Below are 20,601 nucleotides of genomic sequence, written 5' to 3'. Positions count from 1 at the left end.
CTTTGGACTGTTTCAGGGGATTCCCGTATAATGAAGTTTATGGATGTGTACGGGTGAATTTTAGGAGGAAATAAATTGAGTAAAATTAAAAATGAAGTAATACGAGTTATCCCTTTAGGCGGCGTCGGCGAAATCGGCAAAGCCATGTACGTAATCGAAATTGACGAAGATCTGTTTGTTGTAGACAGCGGATTGATGTTCCCGGAAGATGAAATGCTGGGCGTCGATATCGTCATTCCAGATATGACTTTCCTGGAAGAAAACAAAGACCGCGTCAAAGGAGTTTTCTTGACGCATGGCCATGAGGACGCAATCGGTTCCATCGCTTATTTACTGAAGAAAATCCAGGCTCCGGTTTATGGATCGAAATTGACAATTGCATTAGCGAAAGAACATATTAAAGAACAAGGTTCTTTAAAACATGTAAAATTCTTTGAAGTGACCAACAAAAGCCGCATGAACTTTGATAAAACGCATGTGACGTTTTTCCATACGACACACAGCATTCCTGACGCACTTGGAATCGTCTTCCACACATCAGAAGGCGCCATTGTGCATACAGGCGAATTTAAATTCGATCAATCCGCTAAAGGAAGCTACAGACCGGATATTGCAAAAATGGCGAAATTGGGAGAAGACGGCGTACTTATGCTGTTGTCTGACTCGACTGAAGCTGAACGTCCAGGCTATACCACGTCTGAAATTGTCGTTGCCGACCATATTCTTTCAGCATTTCTTGCTGCAGAAGGCCGCGTATTGGTATCCCTGTATTCATCAAACTTTATCCGCATCCAGCAAGTATTCGACATTGCGGCAGCTACAGGCAAAAAAGTCGCTGTAGCAGGCAGAAGCTTGGAAAGCAGCTATGAAGTCGGCTTGCGCCTAGGCTACTTGACCGTTCATGAAGATACCGTCATTTCCTTGAAAGACCTGGAAAACTACCGTGATGACGAAGTAGTTATTATCGTTACCGGCAACCAGGGAGAACCGCTGGAAGCATTGGACAAGATGGTCCGCAAACAGCACAAAGACGTTAAAATTAAAGAAACTGACACCATATTGATTACATTCACACCATCACCCGGTATGGAAGTTCCTATGTTCCAAACAATGAACAAACTGGCAAAAGCCGGTGCAAACGTTTTGACTGCCAGCAAGAAAGTCCACGTCTCAGGACATGGCAGCCAGGAAGATTTAAAAATGATGCTGAACATGATGAAACCCAAGTATTTCATTCCCATCCAGGGTGAATACAAAATGCTGATTGCCCATTCTAAATTGGCTCAGCAAGTAGGATTGCATAAGTCTGAAATTTTTATTGCCGATAAAGGCGATATCGTGGAATACAAAGGCGGCAAAGTTCGAATGAGCGGCCGCGTTACAGCCGGCAATGTGCTGATTGATGGCATTGGCATCGGTGATGTTGGAAATATCGTTTTGCGTGACCGTAAGTTGTTGTCACAGGACGGAATTTTCATCGTTGTGGTGACATTGAACCGCAAAGAAAAGAAAATTGCTTCCGGTCCGGAAATGATTTCACGCGGTTTTGTTTATGTCCGTGAATCAGAAGAGCTGATGGATGAATCTACAAGACTTGTCCGCAAAGTCGTTGAAAAATACGTAACCAGAGACGCGTTCGAGTGGAATAACATCAAGCAGGAAATTCGTGATACGTTGAATTCTTACCTGTTCCAGCAGACAAAACGCCGTCCAATGATTATCCCGATTATTATGGAATACTAAGAGAAAAAGAAAAAGGATTTCCATACCGAGTCATTCGGAGGAAATCCTTTTTCGATTACGGAGGAAATGAGGAATGGCGATGACCAGGGCTCGAACAACCACAAAAGCAAAACCTAACGCAAGAGCAAAAGCAAAACCAAAAACAAAACCGAAAAACAAAAAACGGCAGCCAATGCCAATGATCGCCTATGAAATGATCGGGTTGGTATTGTTGGGGATATCCGTATTAATGGTGTTTCAACTGGGCGTTATCGGCAAAATGTTCTACAACATGGCTGAATTTATAGCAGGCTATATGGCCTTCCTAATTCCGCTGGCACTTGTCTATATCGCTGTTTACGTAATGGTAAAACGTTCATGGCCAAAGCCGAGGGCGAAAATAGCGATTGGGTCGGCATTTGTTCTGATCGGCATATTGCTGATTTGCCACTTAATCTGGGCAGCCGGCACCATTTTGCCGATTACGTCAGGAAATGTCTTATCCGAGACCATCCGCAACACACAAATGACCGGAACGGTTTGGAGTACTTATTTGGCTACTGGAGGCGGAATCATCGGTGCATTGCTGTACGCTATGCTGCATGTACTATTTGATACTGCCGGCACGTGGGTAGTGGCGATCATCTTGCTGTCGATCGGGGCCATTATTTTAACAGGAAAAGCAGCAGCGCCTTTTATTGCTGAAAAGATTCCAAGTGCCCGTCCAGCGATCGATGCGCTAATAAGCCGCTTTCAACGGGAAAAGCCGAAGAAACTGCGGGCTCCCCGGAAAAAGTCGGAACCGGAGCAAGTGCTGGAAATCAATGAATCTCTAGCCTATGAGGAGGAAGAAGAGGAAGAAGATCTCTTGTACCGTCCAAAACAGGAAGAACCGATCATTTCTGCATTTACTGAAAACGTTAAACCGAAACAGGCAGAAACAGCGCCGGAGCCGATTGTGGAACCGGAGACTGGAGAAGTCCAGTTGCTGTCGACTGCAGAAGAACTGGAAAATGAAGAATACCAGCTGCCGCCACTCAGCCTGTTAACCTTGCCTCCGCATCATGACCAAAGCGGAGAGTATTCAGGCATTCAGAAAAACGCCAAGAAGCTCGAAAAAACTTTCCAAAGCTTCGGCGTTCGTGCCAAAGTGACGCAAGTCCATCTGGGTCCTGCGGTCACCAAGTATGAAGTCTTGCCGGATACCGGTGTGAAAGTAAGTAAAATTGTCAGTTTGCACGACGATTTAGCTTTGGCTTTGGCAGCCCGCGATATCCGTATTGAAGCGCCGATTCCAGGGAAATCCGCTATTGGGATCGAAGTGCCAAATTCGGAAGTATCAATTGTCAGCCTGCGCGAAGTGCTGGAATCGGAAGAAAACAACCGCCCGGATGCCAAGCTGCTGTTTGCTCTGGGCAGAGACGTGACCGGACAAGCTGTAATGACAGAGTTAAACAAAATGCCTCATTTGCTGGTTGCCGGATCAACAGGCAGCGGGAAATCGGTGTGCATAAATGGCATTATCACCAGCATCATCATGCGCGCCAAGCCGCATGAAGTGAAAATGATGATGATTGATCCGAAAATGGTGGAACTGAATGTCTACAACGGCATTCCGCATCTGTTGGCACCGGTTGTGACAGATCCGCGCAAAGCGGCACAAGCCTTGAAGAAAATCGTTTCAGAAATGGAAAGAAGATATGAGCTGTTTTCGCATACCGGTACACGTAATATTGAAGGCTATAACGAATATGTCCGTATTTTCAATGAAGAAAACGAAGACAAGCATCCAAAACTGCCGTTTATCGTGGTTATCGTCGATGAGTTGGCTGATTTGATGATGGTCGCTTCAAACGAAGTAGAAGATGCCATTACGCGCTTGGCCCAGATGGCCCGTGCGGCAGGCATCCACTTGATCATCGCCACACAGCGGCCAAGCGTCAACGTCATCACCGGTGTTATCAAAGCGAATATTCCATCCCGCATCGCTTTTGCTGTCTCATCTTCCATCGATTCTCGGACAATCCTGGATATGGGCGGCGCCGAAAAATTGCTGGGCCGCGGAGACATGCTGTTCCTCGGAGCCGGACAGTCAAAACCGGTTCGTGTTCAAGGGGCATTCCTGTCGGATTCAGAAGTCGAAAAAATTGTTGATTTTGTCATCGAACAGCAAAAAGCACAATACCAGGAAGATATGATTCCAACTGAAATTGACGATACCAAGATAGATGAAGAAACAGATGAAATCTATGATGAGGCCGTTCAATTAGTGACAGAAATGCAGACAGCATCGGTTTCCATGCTTCAGCGCCGGTTCCGTGTCGGCTATTCACGTGCTGCCCGGATCATAGACCAAATGGAGCAGCGGGGAGTGGTTGGTCCTTATGAAGGCAGCAAACCACGAACGGTATTAGTTCCAAAGCAGGAAGATTACTGAGATTTTGGGGTTTTTTTGTGACATAATGATTAGTATTTTAGATAATGAAGAAATGAAAATTCGCTAAATTCGACAAATTACTATTTATTTCATTTCTAATAAGTGGTATAGTAATTTTGATTAGTAGGAATGTTTTACATCAGATGTCTGATCTCTGTCATGGGTGGTGAATCGTATGACAATTAAGTCGGATCATCGTGCTTTGTACCTTCAAGTGATCGATCGAATGAAACAGGATATTGCGGCGGGCGTATACAAAGAAAAAGAGAAGTTGCCGTCCGAATTCGAGTTATCGAAAACACTGGGAGTCAGCCGCGCGACTTTACGAGAAGCGCTGCGGTTGTTGGAAGAAGATAATATTATCGTCAGACGCCACGGAGTCGGAACATTCGTCAATTCAAAACCATTATTTTCTTCAGGAATTGAACAATTGACAAGTGTCTCCGATATGATCCGACAGGCGGGAATGGAACCGGGTGCCATCTACTTGAGCACTTCGGAAAGCCTTTCCTCTGAAGAAGATATAAAACGCTTTCATTGCACTGGCGATGATACTATTATTACTATTGAACGCGTCCGTACGGCAAACGGAGACCCTGTCGTCTATTGCATCGACAAGGTACCTTCGGATTATTTGCCTGCAGATTTTCTGGGACGCACCGAAAGTTCCATTTTTACAGCGATTGAGGAATCAGGAGATATTCATATATCCTACGCGGTGACGTTTATCGATCCGACCGGATATCATGAAGAAGCTTCGCCAATCCTGGAATGTGAACCGGAAACAGCATTATTGGTATTAAAACAGCTCCATTACGATGAAGACGATCGCTTGGTGCTTTATTCAAAAAATTATTTCAGAGCTGATAAATTCAGCTTTCATGTGGTTCGCAAACGCGTGTAAAACATCAAATTCCTGCTAATATCAAAAAACCTTGGGGGTTATTACATTGACAAAACGTAAATTTGGTCTTGGTTTATCATTAATGCTTGCTGCTGGTACGATGCTTGCTGCTTGTGGAAGCGAAGAAGATACTTCAACTGGCGAAACTGGCGGAGGAGAAGAAGGCACTGAAGAAGCTGCTGATTTCTCGGTTGCCATGGTTACAGATGTCGGCGGTGTGGATGATAAATCCTTCAACCAATCTGCTTGGGAAGGAATCCAGCAATTTGGTGAAGAAAATGGCCTTGAAAAGGGCGATGGCGGCTTTGATTACCTTCAATCTGCATCAGACGCGGATTACAACACCAACTTGAACAATTTAATCCGTCGTGACTTTGACGTAGTTTACGGCATCGGCTTCTTGATGGAAGGCGCTGTAGCTGAAATTGCTGAACAGCAGCCTGAAGCTCAAATCGCGATTATTGATGCAGTAGTAGATGCTCCAAACGTTGCAAGTGTCTTGTTTAAAGAGCAGGAAGGCGCATTCCTTGCGGGTGTAGCAGCAGCTCTAATGACAGAAACTAATAAAATCGGATTTGTTGGCGGGATGGAAATTCCGGTAATCGAGCGTTTTGAAGCAGGATTCCTTGAAGGAGTTGCAACTGTTGACGATACTATTGAAGTCGATGTTCAATACACAGGGGCTTTTGATAAAGCGGAATTAGGTAAAACAACTGCGAACCGTATGTACTCTGCTGGAGCAGACATCATTTTCCACGCTGCTGGCGGCACTGGAAACGGCGTATTCACTGAAGCAAAAGAACGTAAAGAAGCAGATCCAGAAGCAAACGTTTGGGTTATCGGCGTAGATGCTGACCAATACGATGAAGGCCAAACTGGCGATGCCAACGTAACATTGACTTCAGTATTGAAGCGTGTTGATACAGCTGTAATCAATATTTCTGAACAGGCGATGGCTGGCGAATTCCCAGGCGGCGAAACAATCACTTATGGTTTGTCTGATGAAGGTGTAGGCCTTGCAGATTCACGCGGAGCAATTCCTGAAGACGTGATGGCGCAACTCGAAGATTATCAGCAGCAGGTTATCGATGGCGACATCGTAGTTCCAGATACTTTACAGTAAAAGTTAATTAGCAGCACGGTCATCATAAAGACCGGTTCAACCGGTCTTTATGATTTTTTTTGCCCATATGCAGGAAATTAATAGATGAAAGGCTTTTGGCAACGGAAGCCTTTCCTGTATTAATTAATTCAATCACAAGAAGTTAGTAGCTTTCAGGGGAGTGACAACAGTGGAGTATGTAATCGAAATGCTGAATATCCGTAAAGAGTTCGGTACATTTGTCGCCAATGACAATATTACGCTGCAACTGCAAAAAGGAGAAATTCATGCGCTATTAGGGGAAAACGGGGCAGGGAAATCTACTTTAATGAACGTCCTATTCGGTTTGTACCAGCCGGAAGGCGGAGAAATCCGTGTGCGCGGCCAAAAAGTGGATATTGCCAATCCGAACGTCGCCAATGATCTTGGCATCGGAATGGTTCACCAGCATTTTATGCTGGTTGAAAACTTTTCTGTTACCGAGAACATCATTTTGGGAAGTGAGCCAACCAAATACGGCATCACCAATAAAAAGGATGCAGCTAAAAAAGTTCAAGCCCTTTCTGAGCAATATGGCTTGAATGTTGATCCTTATGCGATCATCGAGGATATTTCGGTGGGCATGCAGCAGCGTGTAGAAATATTGAAGACTTTATACCGTGGAGCCGAGATTTTGATTTTTGATGAGCCGACTGCTTCATTGACGCCTCAGGAAATCACGGAATTGATTCAGATTATGAAACGGTTGATTGCTGAAGGCAAATCCATCATTTTGATTACACATAAATTAAAAGAGATCATGGATGTTTCAGACCGGGTAACAGTCATTCGCAAAGGCCAGGGAATCGGAACGGTTATTACCTCAGAAACCAACCCGAATGATCTGGCATCATTGATGGTTGGTCGCCAAGTGGAATTTACTACGGTTAAAGGCCAGGCATTTCCAGGGGAAGAAATTCTGGATATTAAAAATCTCGTGGTTCAGGATTACCGTGGAGTAGAGAAAGTGAAAAGCCTGAATTTGAACGTCCGTAAAGGCGAAATTGTCGGAATTGCGGGAATTGACGGCAATGGACAGTCTGAACTGATCGAAGCAATAACAGGGTTGCGTAAAGTGAAAAGTGGGACTATCTTCATCAACGGCAAAGACGTCACCAATATGAAACCGAGAAAAGTAACTGAATCGGGCGTAGGGCATATACCTCAGGATCGTCATAAACATGGTTTGGTATTGGATTTCCCAATTGGCCATAACATTTCGCTTCAAACATACTACACAAAACCGATTTCCAAATCTGGCATTATCGATTACAACAAAATTAATGATAAAGCGCTGCAGATCATCAAGGATTTTGATGTCCGGACTCAAGGTCCTGGAGAGTTGGCCCGTTCCCTATCCGGGGGCAATCAGCAAAAAGCCATTATCGGCCGTGAAGTCGACCGGGATCCGGATCTGTTGATTGCGGCTTTGCCGACTCGTGGATTGGACGTTGGTGCCATTGAATTTATCCATAGCCGGTTGATCGAACAACGCGATAACGGCAAGGCAGTTTTACTGATTTCTTTCGAATTGGATGAAGTCATGAACGTTTCAGACCGAATTGCAGTTATCCATGACGGTGAAATTGTGGACATAGTGACACCGGAAAGCACGAGTGAGCAGGAGTTGGGATTATTGATGGCAGGTCATACCGGCCATAAGGAATCCCAGGATTTGACGAAGAAAGGTGAGGATCAGCATGTCGAATAGAATGACCAATCTCCTGGTCCCCATCGTTTCCGTTATTTTAGGACTATTGGTAGGTGCGGTGATCATGCTGGTCAGTGGCTATAACCCATTGGAAGGCTATGCTGCTCTATGGAACGGTATTTTCGGAGATATGTACACAATCGGCGAAACAATCCGCCAAATCACACCTTATTTGTTAGCTGGTCTTGCGGTTGCTTTTGCATTCCGCTCTGGTCTTTTCAATATCGGTGTTGAGGGGCAATTGATCGTCGGATGGTTTGCTGCAGCTTATGTAGGGGTGGCTGTAGAATTGCCGAAAATCATCCACTTGCCATTAGCAATCATCGCGGCAGCAGTAGCTGGCGCATTATGGGGCTTTGTACCAGGCCTCCTAAAAGCTAAGTTCCATGTTCATGAAGTAATTATTACCATCATGATGAACTATATCGCATTGCACGTAACAAACGCATTAATCCGTACGGTTTCCGATGGAGGAGACCGGACAGAAAATATTTTTGCCAGCGCATCCTTGCGTTCTGAGTTTCTTGAAAACCTCACGGAATTTTCACGGCTCCACTTGGGAATCGTCCTCGCTCTGGTTATGGTTGGGGTAATGTGGTTTATCCTTGAAAAAACAACGCTTGGCTTTGAGTTAAAGGCTGTTGGATTTAATAAAAACGCCTCTCAATACGCAGGCATGAATGTCAACAAGAACATTATTTTGGCGATGGTCATCTCTGGGGCATTTGCTGGTATGGCCGGCGCTATGGAAGCACTTGGGACGTTTGAGTATGTATCGTCCAAAGGCGGCTTTACGGGTATCGGATTTGATGGAATCGCGGTCGCCTTATTAGGGATGAATACGCCGCTCGGTGTCATCTTCGGGGCTACGCTGTTCGGATCCTTGAAGTATGGAGCATTGAACATGCCGAATGCTGCCGGTATTCCGATCGAGATTGTAGAAATCGTTATCGCAGTTATCATCTTTTTTGTAGCTTCCGGCTACATTATTCGCTTGCTGCTGCTCCGTGCGTCAGCTAAGAAGAAGGAGGCGAAGTAATATGAGTTTCCTTGACGTTCTATACTTCATCATTCCTTCAGCGATTTTCTATGCAGCTCCACTTATTTTAGTGGCGATTGGCGGCGTATTCTCGGAGAAATCCGGAGTCGTCAATATTGGTCTCGAGGGGCTGATGGTCATTGGGGCATTTGTCGGAATCCTGTTCAACTTATTGTATGCTGATACATTCGGTGCAGCGACGCCTTGGATTTCACTCATTGCAGCGATGGTAGCTGCTTTGCTGCTTTCCCTGCTGCATGCAGTAGCGTCCATTTCGTTCCGGGCAGACCAAGTTGTATCGGGTGTTGCCATCAACTTGCTGGCTGTTGCACTATCTCTGTACTTAGTGAAAAGAATTTTCGATAAAGGTCAGACAGACTTTATAACAGAGCGGTTTGCTCGCTATAATGTACCGTTCTTGTCGGATATTCCTGTAATCGGACCTTTATTCTTTACTTCTGTCTACAATACATCGTTCTTTGCGATTGCCATCGCCTTTGTGGCATGGTTTGTCATTTACAAGACGCCGTTCGGCTTGCGCTTGCGTGCTGTCGGGGAACATCCGATGGCTGCAGACACAATGGGTGTCAACGTAGCAAGAATGCGTTATATTGCCGTTATGATTTCTGGTGCGTTAGCAGGAATTGGCGGAGCGATTTATGCACAGACCATCACCAATGATTTTGGTCACGCTACAATCAATGGCCAGGGCTTTATGGCACTGGCAGCGATGATTTTTGGGAAATGGCATCCACTGGGCGCCATGGGAGCTGCTTTGTTCTTCGGCTTTGCACAATCCTTGAGCATTGTCGGTTCATCCATTCCAATCATCCAAGAGATTCCAAACGTCTTCCTATTAATATTGCCGTATGTTTTGACAATCTTTGCGCTTGCCGGATTTATCGGCCGTGCCAATGCACCGCTGGCAAACGGAAAACCGTATATCAAAGGACAACGTTAAGCTATTTGAAAGAGCCGTCACTGCGACGGCTCTTTTATTTTGTGGACTATAGGGGCCGCTTTCGCTTTTCTTATGATCCAGCTCCGGTGGCCAGATTCTAGGGTCATAAGCTCCCCTGACTATGTGGCAAAGGACGCCACTTCGTCAGGGCTTCTTATGCCCGTCGAGGGGCCGCAGGAAGCGGGTCAGCTAACCGTCGCGACAGGACGTCGCGCCCTTAGGTTAGCTTCACTTAGCCGCTTTCGCTTTTCTTTATTTGCAATTAACGGAAAAGGTTCGGTATAGTTAGAACATGAACGACGAGAGGGGATTCCAAATGTTTGAAACGATTAATATTGCCAAAGGCGTTAATGTGCATGTCAATGAGACGACACAATTTAAAACGATAAATTTTTCGATTAAGTTCAAAGATAAACTCACTAAGGAAAAAGCGTCTGCCCGCTCAATTTTGGCAAACGTGCTGCAGCACAGCAATGAAGTCTATCCTTCACACACCGCACTGCGCATGGTGTTGGACGATCTTTACGGGACATCTCTTTACATAGATTCTTCAAAACGGGGCAACGAACATGTCGTAACTTTGAATGTAGAAACAGTCAACGATCAATACTTGTCTGAAAAAGGCGTATTGGAAAAAGTACTGAATTTAATGTACATCGTCTTGTTCAAACCTAATTTTGAGCACGGGCAGTTTAAAGAATCTATTTTCCTTCGTGAAAAAAATGCCATTGTGCAGCGCATTGAATCTGTATTTGATGAAAAAACGCGCTATGCGCAACAGCGTATGATGGAGCTTGCATTGCCAAACCATCCAGCTTCGATTACTTCGAATGGCACGATCGAAGATGTGGAGAACGTCACCAACGAACAATTGGTTGCCGAGTACAATGAAATGGTAGCTGAAAATGAAATTGAAATTTACGCTGTAGGCGATGTCAAACCAGAGATGATCGCTTCCCATATTCGTGAGTTTTTCCATTTTAAAGACCGCGAAAAGACGATAGCGGTCCCTCCATTGGAACTTGTGAAACCGGAACAATCGCATGTGCTCGAATACGAGGATATGAAACAAGGAAAGCTTCATATGGCATTTTTTACGCCAATTACTTTTCGTGACGAAAAATTTCCGGTCATGCAATTGATGAACGGAGTATTCGGCGGCTATGCGCATTCCAAGCTATTTGTTAATATCCGTGAAAAAGAAAGCATGGCTTATTACGTATCGAGCTCTTTTGCTTCGCAATTCGGCCTGATGTTCGTTCTGGCGGGCATTGACTCAAAGCTGGAAGAAAAAGCGGTGAAGTTGGTTCTTGAGCAATTGGAAGAAGTTAAAAAAGGCAATATTTCCGATATGGAACTGGACCAGACAAAAGCCCTTTTGATAAATCAATTGAAAGAAGCTCTCGATTCAGCTCGCGGCCAAATTGATATTTACGATCAATATATGGAGTTAATGGATAAATTCGAACCGGAGTTCATGATCAACAGATGGAAGAATGTCACGAAAGAAGATATCGCTGATGTAGCCCAACAGCTTTCTTTGGAAATGACGTACTTCCTATCAGGCAAGGAGGATGAAAGGGATGCATAAAGTTGAATTTGAACAATTGGAAGAAACACTTTTTCATGAAAAGCTGGACAATGGCCTGAATGTTTACATTCTCCCTAAAAAAGGTTTTTCAAAAACCTTCGCCACTTTCACAACCAAATACGGCTCAATTGACAATCATTTTGTTCCTCAGGGTGGAACTGAACCCATTAAAGTACCGGACGGTATCGCTCATTTTCTGGAGCATAAAATGTTTGAAAAAGAAGAAGGGGATGTTTTTCAGGAGTTCAGCAAGCAGGGAGCTTCAGCAAATGCCTTTACTTCGTTCACACGGACAGCCTATTTGTTCTCGGCAACCGGAGAAATCGATAAAAATGTCAAAACTTTATTGAATTTTGTCCAAACTCCTTATTTTACGGAAAAAACTGTTGAAAAAGAAAAAGGCATCATTGCACAAGAAATCACCATGTATGACGATCAGCCGGATTGGCGCCTGTATTTCGGCATTATCGAAAACCTCTATAAAAATCATCCGGTGAAAATTGATATTGCCGGAACTGTAGAATCTATTCAGGACATCACGGCGGAACATTTATACACTTGTTACAACACCTTTTACCACCCTTCCAACATGGTCTTGTTCGTAGTCGGCAACGTCGATCCGGAGCAAATGATGAAATTGGTGAAAGAAGATCAGGCACAGAGAACTTTTGTGGAACCGACAGAAATCAAGCGCATTTATCCGGATGAGCCGAAAGAAGTGGCCATCAAGGAGCGGGTGCTGGAAATGAGCGTCCAAAAACCAAAAGTCTTCTACGGCATCAAACCGGAGAAACTGGATTTGATCGGACCCGACATGCTCAAGCATGAACTGGCCGCTCAACTGGCTTATGAACTGCTGTTTGGGCGGACTTCTGACTTCTATCACCATGCTTATGAAAACGATTGGATCGACGAATCATATTCGTTTGACTACTCATTGGAAAACGGCTTTGGCTATGCGCTGATCGGCTCTGATACACACAAACCGGAAATCCTGATCAAGGAAATCAAACACACGCTTCAAAATGCGGTAGAAAAATGGCCGTTTGGACAGGAAGATCTTGATCGTGTACGCCGAAAAAAAATCGGCTTTTTCATGAGAGCGCTGAATTCTCCAGAATACATCGCCAACCAGTTTACCCATTATGCGTTTAATGAAATGAATTTATTTGATGTGGTTCCTGTATTGGAAGGGCTGGAAGTTTCAGACCTTCAAAACGCATTCGCATTGGTCAGCCATGAGCCTCAGCATTCCGTCTTTACCATCATGCCTACGAAAAAGGATGAACAGTGAAACGGTTTGCTGTCCTGTTAGGGGCATCCGGAGAAATTGGTGAAAGCATTGCGCTGCAGTTGGCCGAAAGCGGTTGGTCTCTTTACTTGCATTGGAATAGCCGGCCGACAGGCGCATTGGCACAGCAGTTGGCTGAAAAGTATCCTTCACAGGAATTTATTGCCGTACAGGCTGATTTTGCTGAAGCATCAGGGGCGCAGCAGCTTGCAGCCAATGTCTATGATGCCAGCTGCATTATTGTGGCAAGTGGCCAGTCGCTGGTGAAAATGCTGACGGATACTACAGATGAAGAAATGGAATCATTGTGGCGGGTGCATGTGAAAAATCCGATCTCGACAATTCGGCTGATTTCCCCATTTTTCCATCGCCATGACAAATCTTATATCGTCTTTATTTCCTCTATTTGGGGAGAGACGGGGGCTTCCATGGAAACCGTCTATTCATCTGTGAAAGGTGCACAGCTGGCGTTTGCCAAAGCCTATGCCAAGGAAATGGCGCCCTCTGGAACCCGTGTCAACGCAGTTGCGCCTGGATTTATCCAAACAGAAATGAATGCATCCCTGACAGCAGAAGAACTGCAAGAAATAGAAGAGGAAATTCCACTGGGGCTTGGTTCGCCTCAAGACATAGCAGATGCAGTCGATTTTCTTGTAAACGGCAAAGCGGATTATATGACGGGGCAAACGCTGCGCGTCAATGGCGGATGGCTGATGTAATGGCGTTTCACTGCTCTTCATGTAACTAATTGCCCTTTTCCTATTGCGCCAAATCAGCTATTATATTAACTAAAGATCTCTTTGGAGAAAGGTCGGGGATTTGCATGAAAGAATGGTATTTCGAATACGAAATTCAAGTGAACCGTCCGGGCCTGCTTGGTGATATTGCATCTCTTTTGGGGATGCTGCGGGTAAATATCGTAACGATCAATGGTGTGGACCAAGGCCGCCGCGGAATGTTGCTGCGCGCCGAGCACGATGTCCAACTGGAGCGATTTGAACAGATCCTGTCAACAATTGAAACTATTGCAGTAACGAAATTCCGTGAACCGAAGCTGCGCGATATTCTGGCAGTGCGGCACGGACGGTATATCCAGCGAGACGCTGATGACCGCAAAACTTTCCGTTTTGTGCGCGATGAACTGGGGCTGCTGGTCGATTTTATGGCAGAAATCTTCAAGCAGGAAGGCCATAAACTGGTCGGTCTGAGAGGGATGCCGCGCGTTGGCAAAACGGAGTCGATTGTGGCCGCAAGTGTCAGTGCCAATAAAAAATGGATTTTTCTGTCTTCCACGATGATCAAACAGACTGTGCGCAACCAATTGATGGGCGATGAACACAATGCCAACAATATTTTCATCCTCGATGGCATAGTTACACGCCGATCTGCGGACGAACGCCATATGCAGCTGGTGCGTGAAATGATGCGCATGCCAACCATTAAAGTTGTGGAGCACCCCGATAAATTTGTCGAGCAGTCAGAATACAGCATCGACGATTTTGATTATATTATTGAACTGCGCCATCATCCGGAAGAGAAAATCACCTATGAAGTGTTGGAGAAAAACACCTTTATGGACGAAAAATCACAAGGGGATATGTTTGGGGACGGATTCAACTTCTAAGTAGGCAGGTGATCGTTTTGAGTGAGTTGGGTACTCGGCTGAAACAGGCCAGAATCGCCAAAGGATATAGTTTGGAAGATTTACAGGACTTGACTAAAATACAGAAGCGTTATTTGGCTGGTATAGAAGATGGCAATCACAGCATGATGCCGGGTGCATTTTATGTGCGGGCTTTTATCAAACAATACGCGGCAGCAGTTGGGCTGAATGGTGAAGAACTGCTTGAACAGCATAAATTGGAAATGCCGGAAAAGGAACCGGCTGCCCGGCCCCAAATGCCGAGTTCACTTACTTCCCGGAGCAGTTCTGTGTCAAGAACCGCGCCAAGCGCAGCCTATGCCGAATTTATGCCCAAAGTTTTGGTTGCGCTGTTTATCGTTTTGATTCTTGCAGTAGTTTGGTATTTCTACAGCGCCTCGACCAATAGCGGCTCACCAAATCTGCCGGTGGATGAAGACGATGGAATTTCTTACGAGGAACCCGCCCCTGCTGCACCAGAGGAAACGGAAGAGCAAGCTGCCGAGGAACCGGTCGAGGAGCCTGCAGCAGAACCTGCAGAGCCTGAGGCCGTGCTCGCTGTAGAAGAAACCCAAGGTGAGACCACGACTTACTCGTGGCAAGGACCGGCTGATCGTCAGCTCGAAATCGCTGCGGATGGTCCATCCTGGATTGCGGCTACTGACCAGAACCAAACCGAACTGACTTCTGGAGCACGTGTAATGCAAGCAGAGGAAACAGAAACACTCGATTTATCAGAAGTCGATTTTGTTCGCTTGCGTATTGGCGACTATTCAAATATTGCACTAACTTTAAATGGTCAACCGATTGAGTATGAACAGCAACTTCAACCCCAAAATATCGTTATTCAATTTACAGACGCCGAATAGCCATCTTTGGATGGCTATTTTTCATGAAAGTTCGAAAGGAGAAACAGCAATGAATATACCAAATCAGATTACCATTTCGAGGATTTTATTGATTCCAGTATTTATGGTGATCATGCTCGCCGGTTTTGACTGGGGCACTATGACGCTTTTTGGTGCTACTATGCCCGTCACTCATTTTGTCGGAGGACTTATTTTTATCTTTGCATCATTAACCGATTGGGTGGACGGCTTTTATGCCCGGAAATATAATCTGGTCACGACTTTCGGGAAGTTTTTAGATCCTTTAGCCGACAAGCTTCTAGTTTCAGCCGCTTTAATCATTTTAGTGGAACTGGGATTTGCCGCTTCTTGGATCGTCATTATCATCATCAGCCGTGAGTTTGCGGTCACTGGACTGCGCCTTGTGCTTGCGGGCGAAGGGGAAGTGGTTGCCGCAGGCGGTTTAGGGAAAATCAAAACAACTGCACAAATTTTGGCGATTTCTGCATTGTTGCTGCATAATACGATTTTCACCTTGGTCGGCTTGCCGTTTGCTGAAATCATGCTTTATATTGCACTGATTTTCACAGTCTGGTCAGGATGGGATTACTTTTATGCCAACCGCCGTGCGTTGATGGCTTCAAAATAAGCTTGTAAAAAGGGGATTAGACAGATGAACGCAGAGATTATTGCGGTAGGTTCAGAATTATTACTAGGTCAGATCACCAATACGAATGCCCGTTTTCTGTCCAATCACTTAGCGGAACTTGGCATTAATGTTTATTACCACACGGTTGTTGGAGACAATGCCGACCGTCTGGAAGATGCTATAAATATCGCAGAAAATCGTGCAGACTTGATCCTGTTCACAGGAGGGCTGGGGCCGACCAAAGATGACTTGACGAAAGAGTCGATTGCCCGGCACTTGAATACAACACTTGAAATGAACGGGGAAGCACTGGATTCCATTGTGGCGTTTTTTGAGCGTGCTGGCCGCCCTATGACAGAGAATAATAAAAAGCAGGCATTGGTGTTAAAAGACAGCGATGTTCTGGTCAACCATAACGGAATGGCGCCGGGCATGATGTACAAAAAAGATGGCCGTGTTTACATACTCTTGCCTGGTCCGCCAAAAGAGATGGAGCCGATGTTCCAATTTGAAGCTAAGCCGAAGCTGGCGCATTTATTGAACAAAGAAGATGTCATCCTGTCTCACGTCCTGCGTTTTTACGGAATCGGCGAGGCTGAGCTGGAAGACCGCCTCCATGACATTCTGGACAAACAGTCGAACCCGACAATTGCGCCTCTGGCCGCTGACGGTGAAGTGACCCTGCGCATTACGGCTAAAACCAATACGACTGAAGAAGCCTGGGAATTGATCAATGGTACAAAAGAAGAAATTTTGGATTTGGTAGGCGAATATCTGTACGGCTATGATAATGATTCGCTGGCTTCCAAATCAATTGAGCTGTTAAAAGAGCAAAGCAAAACTATTTCAGCTGCTGAAAGCTTAACTGCGGGCCTATTTCAATCCGAATTAGCTTCTGTCGCTGGAGCAAGCGCGGTTCTGGCGGGTGGCGTTATCACTTATAATGAAGAGATGAAAGTTCACCAGCTTGGGCTGTCTGCTGAATTGCTTGCTGAATACGGAGTTGTCAGCGAACAGACAGCATTGGCAATGGCTGAAGCTGTTCGGGACAAGTTTAAGACCGACATCAGTGTTTCACTGACGGGTGCAGCAGGTCCGGATGCACACGGCGATCAGCCGGCTGGCACTGTTTGGATTGGCATCGCTACGGAGCAAGGTTCCGAATCCTACCGTCTCCAGCTTTCCGGCATGCGCAACACCAATCGTTTGCGCGCTGTAAAACTTGCACTGCATTATGTGATCCGAACGTTAACTGAAGAAGATGCACGCAAAATTTAATTTTGCGTGTTTTTTTCTGTCCAAAAATGGGGAATGGATTGTATAGGGCTTCTAAATATGAAGTTTTAAAAAACAAAAGCGAATAAACGTTCGCTTTTTTCTTGTGTATTTCTCAATAAGCTAGTATACTAGAAACAGGTAGAAAATTAGGTTTTCATTTAGAGGAGGATTTCTTTTGAGCGATCGTAAAGCAGCATTAGACATGGCGTTAAAGCAAATAGAAAAGCAATTTGGTAAAGGTTCTGTCATGAAATTGGGAGAAAAAACAGACCGCAATATCTCATCTGTTTCCAGTGGTTCTTTGGCATTGGATACAGCATTAGGAATAGGCGGCTATCCGCGCGGGCGTGTAATCGAAGTATACGGCCCGGAAAGTTCTGGTAAGACAACCGTTTCTCTTCATGCCATTGCAGAAGTTCAGGCTATTGGCGGAACAGCTGCATTTATCGATGCAGAGCATGCATTGGATCCGGTTTACGCAAAAAATCTTGGTGTTAATATTGATGAATTGCTGCTGTCTCAGCCGGATACAGGCGAGCAGGCATTGGAAATCGCTGAAGCGCTTGTCCGAAGCGGAGCGGTGGACATTGTAGTTGTCGACTCAGTTGCAGCGCTAGTACCAAAAGCTGAAATTGAAGGAGAGATGGGAGACTCCCACATGGGGTTGCAGGCGCGCTTGATGTCCCAGGCTCTTCGGAAGTTATCAGGAATTATCAACAAATCGAACACCATCGTTATCTTTATCAACCAAATCCGTGAAAAAATCGGTGTTATGTTCGGTAACCCTGAGACGACTCCAGGCGGCCGTGCACTGAAGTTCTATTCATCTGTCCGTCTAGAAGTGCGTCGTGCAGAAGCATTGAAATCCGGTACTGAGATTATCGGTAACAGAACGAAAATCAAAGTAGTTAAAAACAAAGTAGCTCCACCGTTCCGTACTGCAGAAGTTGACATCATGTACGGAAAAGGGATTTCCCGTGAAGGTGAGATCGTTGATATCGGTTCTGAACTGGAAATCATCCAGAAGAGCGGTTCTTGGTATTCATACAACGACGAACGGATCGGTCAAGGCCGTGAGAATGTTAAGCAATTCCTGTTGAAGAATCCGGAAGTCCGCAATGAAATCTCTAATAAAATCCGTGAGTCTTACGGAATGGCAGCTGCATCTTATACAATTGCCGGCAGCAAGGATGAGCCTGAAGACTTTAACCTATTGCTTGACGAAGATGACGAATAAAATCATTCCAATAATCTGGAAAAGCCGCCTAGCCTAAAGCTTAGCGGCTTTTCTTCTATGCAGAAAGCAAAAGAGCTAAAATGGTTAAGGAAACATACAATATCTAATGAAAATAGTATTTCTGCTTCGCTCAACTGCCTTCTGCCTCTGTGGTTGGCACGGCTGCTTCCGCTTTTCCTGATGTCCAGCTTCAACAGCCAGATTCTAGGGTCATAAGCCATTCTGGCTGTGCGGCAAAGAACGCCGCTTCGCCAGACTGTCTTATGCCCGTCGAATCTACACGGCTGCTTCCGCTTTTCCTGATGTCCAGCTCCAGCGATCAGACTCTAGAGTCATAAGTCCCTTTGGCTGTGCGGCTGGAGAGATGCCGCTTTGTCAGATTGTCTTACACCGGTCGGAGCTAAGCGGCCGCTTCCGCTTTTCGTGGGTTGACACGACATAAGTCCATCTATACAATTAAACTTGTATAATTTACTAATTATTAAACAGTTAAAACGAAAAAATTTATATTTATTTATCTTTTTTAACTGAAAAAAATTCAATAGCAAGAGGAGGTGTCCGAATGGGTATTAATGAGTTCATCTTCGCTTTGCTTGGTATCATCGTCGGTGTAGTTGTTGGTTATTTTGCATTGAAAAAAGCAAACGATTCCAATATTGCAGGCGCTAAAAATTCTGCGGAGCAAATTGTCGAAGATGCAAAACGAGAAGCTGAAGCGCTGAAAAAAGAAGCCTTATTGGAAGCGAAAGACGAAAATCATAAATTGCGTACTGAATCAGAATCTGAAATTCGGGAACGCCGATCTGAACTACAAAGACAAGAAAATCGGTTGTTGCAGAGAGAAGAAAATTTAGATCGCAAGGATGATGCATTAAACAAAAGAGAAGCGAGTCTGGAACGCAAAGACGAAGCACTCGCAGAAAAACAACAGCATATTGAACAGATGGAGAGCAAAGCTGAAGAGTTAGTCCGCCAGCAACAGTCCGAAATGGAACGCATTTCATCTTTGACACGCGAAGAAGCGAAGTCGATCATCTTGCAAGATGTTGAAAAAGAACTTTCAACTGACATTTCTGTAATGATGAAAGAATCGGAAGCCCGCGCCAAAGAAGAATCGGACAAAAAAGCGAAAAACATTTTATCACTGGCGATGCAGCGCTTTGCTGCTGACCATGTAGCAGAAACGACCGTATCAGTGGTCAATCTGCCAAATGACGAAATGAAAGGCCGTATCATTGGGCGTGAAGGACGCAATATCCGAACGCTTGAAACCTTAACGGGGATCGATTTAATTATCGATGATACGCCGGAAGCGGTTATTCTGTCAGGATTCGATCCAATCCGCCGTGAAACAGCTCGATTGGCGCTTGAAAAACTGGTATCAGATGGCCGTATCCATCCTGCACGCATCGAAGAAATGGTCGAGAAGTCAAGACGCGAAGTGGATGAACAAATTCGTGAAATTGGTGAACAAACCACATTTGACGTAGGTGTACATAACCTGCATCCTGACTTGATCAAAATTCTTGGACGCCTCCGCTACCGCACAAGCTATGGACAAAATGTACTGAAGCATTCTGTGGAAGTTGCATTCCTGTCAGGTTTGATGGCAGCAGAGCTTGGAGAAGACGTAACACTAGCCCGACGTGCCGGCCTTCTGCATGACATCGGTAAAGCGATCGATCATGAAGTAGAAGGAAGCCATGTTGAAATCGGCGTGGAACTCGGAACCAAATACAAAGAACATCCGGTTGTCATTAACAGTATCGCCTCCCACCATGGTGACACAGAAGCGACTTCGATCATTTCGGTCATTGTTGCTGCTGCAGATGCATTGTCTGCCGCTCGCCCGGGTGCAAGAAGTGAAACACTGGAAAATTACATCCGCCGCTTAGAAAAACTTGAAGAAATTTCCGAATCGTATGAAGGCGTTGAGAAATCATTCGCTATTCAAGCGGGACGCGAAATTCGCATCATGGTTCGCCCTGAACAAATCGATGACATGACGGCACATCGTCTGGCCCGTGATATCCGGAAACGGATTGAAGAGGAACTGGATTATCCAGGTCATATCAAAGTTACGGTTATCAGAGAAACCAGAGCAGTTGAATACGCAAAATAATAAGGGTGAGGCTTCGATGAATGTCTAT

The 20,601-nt window shown here is 45.3% G+C and carries 16 protein-coding genes; all 16 read left to right on the top strand.

Annotated elements, in window-relative coordinates; translation table 11 throughout:
- Nucleotides 1-75: 75 nt before the first annotated feature.
- The 16 genes from QOZ98_RS02835 to rny all read left to right on the top strand — a co-directional run bounded on the left by QOZ98_RS02835 (nucleotide 76) and on the right by rny (nucleotide 20,573).
- The gene (locus QOZ98_RS02835; protein WP_308786016.1) at nucleotides 76-1,743 is read left to right on the top strand and encodes a ribonuclease J; all 1,668 of its coding nucleotides are present in this window, start codon (nucleotides 76-78) and stop codon (nucleotides 1,741-1,743) included.
- 79 nt (nucleotides 1,744-1,822) lie between these two features.
- Entirely contained in the window at nucleotides 1,823-4,159 is a 2,337-nt protein-coding gene (locus QOZ98_RS02830) for an FtsK/SpoIIIE family DNA translocase (RefSeq protein ID WP_308786135.1), read from the top strand.
- 175 nt (nucleotides 4,160-4,334) lie between these two features.
- A complete protein-coding gene (locus QOZ98_RS02825) occupies nucleotides 4,335-5,063 on the top strand; it encodes a GntR family transcriptional regulator (RefSeq protein WP_142826538.1) in 729 nt (242 codons plus the stop codon).
- Nucleotides 5,064-5,109: 46 nt separating this feature from the next.
- Nucleotides 5,110-6,186, top strand: coding sequence for a BMP family lipoprotein (locus tag QOZ98_RS02820; protein WP_308786015.1), 1,077 nt, complete (start codon nucleotides 5,110-5,112; stop codon nucleotides 6,184-6,186).
- Between the two features lie 169 nt (nucleotides 6,187-6,355).
- Nucleotides 6,356-7,915 carry an ABC transporter ATP-binding protein gene (locus QOZ98_RS02815; protein WP_308786014.1) on the top strand — a complete coding sequence of 520 codons (1,560 nt, stop codon included), beginning with the start codon at nucleotides 6,356-6,358 and terminating at the stop codon, nucleotides 7,913-7,915.
- Entirely contained in the window at nucleotides 7,905-8,954 is a 1,050-nt protein-coding gene (locus QOZ98_RS02810; RefSeq protein ID WP_308786013.1) for an ABC transporter permease, read from the top strand. The genes QOZ98_RS02815 and QOZ98_RS02810 overlap by 11 nt, the downstream gene beginning before the upstream one ends.
- A 1-nt stretch (nucleotide 8,955) precedes the next feature.
- Nucleotides 8,956-9,915, top strand: a complete 960-nt coding sequence (locus QOZ98_RS02805) for an ABC transporter permease (protein ID WP_308786012.1) — start codon at nucleotides 8,956-8,958, stop codon at nucleotides 9,913-9,915.
- Nucleotides 9,916-10,231: 316 nt separating this feature from the next.
- The gene (yfmF, locus tag QOZ98_RS02800; protein WP_308786011.1) at nucleotides 10,232-11,506 is read left to right on the top strand and encodes an EF-P 5-aminopentanol modification-associated protein YfmF; all 1,275 of its coding nucleotides are present in this window, start codon (nucleotides 10,232-10,234) and stop codon (nucleotides 11,504-11,506) included.
- Nucleotides 11,499-12,800, top strand: coding sequence for an EF-P 5-aminopentanol modification-associated protein YfmH (yfmH, locus tag QOZ98_RS02795; protein WP_308786010.1), 1,302 nt, complete (start codon nucleotides 11,499-11,501; stop codon nucleotides 12,798-12,800). Before yfmF ends, yfmH begins: the two co-directional genes overlap by 8 nt.
- Nucleotides 12,797-13,516, top strand: a complete 720-nt coding sequence (gene ymfI / locus QOZ98_RS02790; protein WP_308786009.1) for an elongation factor P 5-aminopentanone reductase — start codon at nucleotides 12,797-12,799, stop codon at nucleotides 13,514-13,516. The genes yfmH and ymfI overlap by 4 nt, the downstream gene beginning before the upstream one ends.
- A gap of 104 nt (nucleotides 13,517-13,620) precedes the next feature.
- The gene (locus QOZ98_RS02785) at nucleotides 13,621-14,421 is read left to right on the top strand and encodes a YmfK family protein (RefSeq protein WP_142826530.1); all 801 of its coding nucleotides are present in this window, start codon (nucleotides 13,621-13,623) and stop codon (nucleotides 14,419-14,421) included.
- A 17-nt stretch (nucleotides 14,422-14,438) separates the two neighbouring features.
- Nucleotides 14,439-15,308, top strand: a complete 870-nt coding sequence (locus QOZ98_RS02780; protein WP_308786008.1) for a helix-turn-helix domain-containing protein — start codon at nucleotides 14,439-14,441, stop codon at nucleotides 15,306-15,308.
- A gap of 49 nt (nucleotides 15,309-15,357) precedes the next feature.
- The gene (gene pgsA, locus QOZ98_RS02775; protein WP_308786007.1) at nucleotides 15,358-15,936 is read left to right on the top strand and encodes a CDP-diacylglycerol--glycerol-3-phosphate 3-phosphatidyltransferase; all 579 of its coding nucleotides are present in this window, start codon (nucleotides 15,358-15,360) and stop codon (nucleotides 15,934-15,936) included.
- A gap of 24 nt (nucleotides 15,937-15,960) precedes the next feature.
- Nucleotides 15,961-17,214, top strand: a complete 1,254-nt coding sequence (locus QOZ98_RS02770) for a competence/damage-inducible protein A (RefSeq protein ID WP_308786006.1) — start codon at nucleotides 15,961-15,963, stop codon at nucleotides 17,212-17,214.
- Nucleotides 17,215-17,389: 175 nt separating this feature from the next.
- Entirely contained in the window at nucleotides 17,390-18,451 is a 1,062-nt protein-coding gene (gene recA / locus QOZ98_RS02765; protein ID WP_142826526.1) for a recombinase RecA, read from the top strand.
- Between the two features lie 562 nt (nucleotides 18,452-19,013).
- Complete coding sequence (gene rny / locus QOZ98_RS02760) at nucleotides 19,014-20,573, top strand: ribonuclease Y (RefSeq protein ID WP_308786005.1); 1,560 nt, start codon at nucleotides 19,014-19,016, stop codon at nucleotides 20,571-20,573.
- Nucleotides 20,574-20,601: the final 28 nt, after the last annotated feature.

This window comes from Planomicrobium stackebrandtii (assembly GCF_030814955.1).
In the GTDB taxonomy this organism is placed as follows: domain Bacteria; phylum Bacillota; class Bacilli; order Bacillales_A; family Planococcaceae; genus Planococcus; species Planococcus stackebrandtii.
The sequence above is the reverse complement of the archived record's forward strand: the minus strand, read 5'-3'. Positions and strand labels throughout refer to the sequence as shown.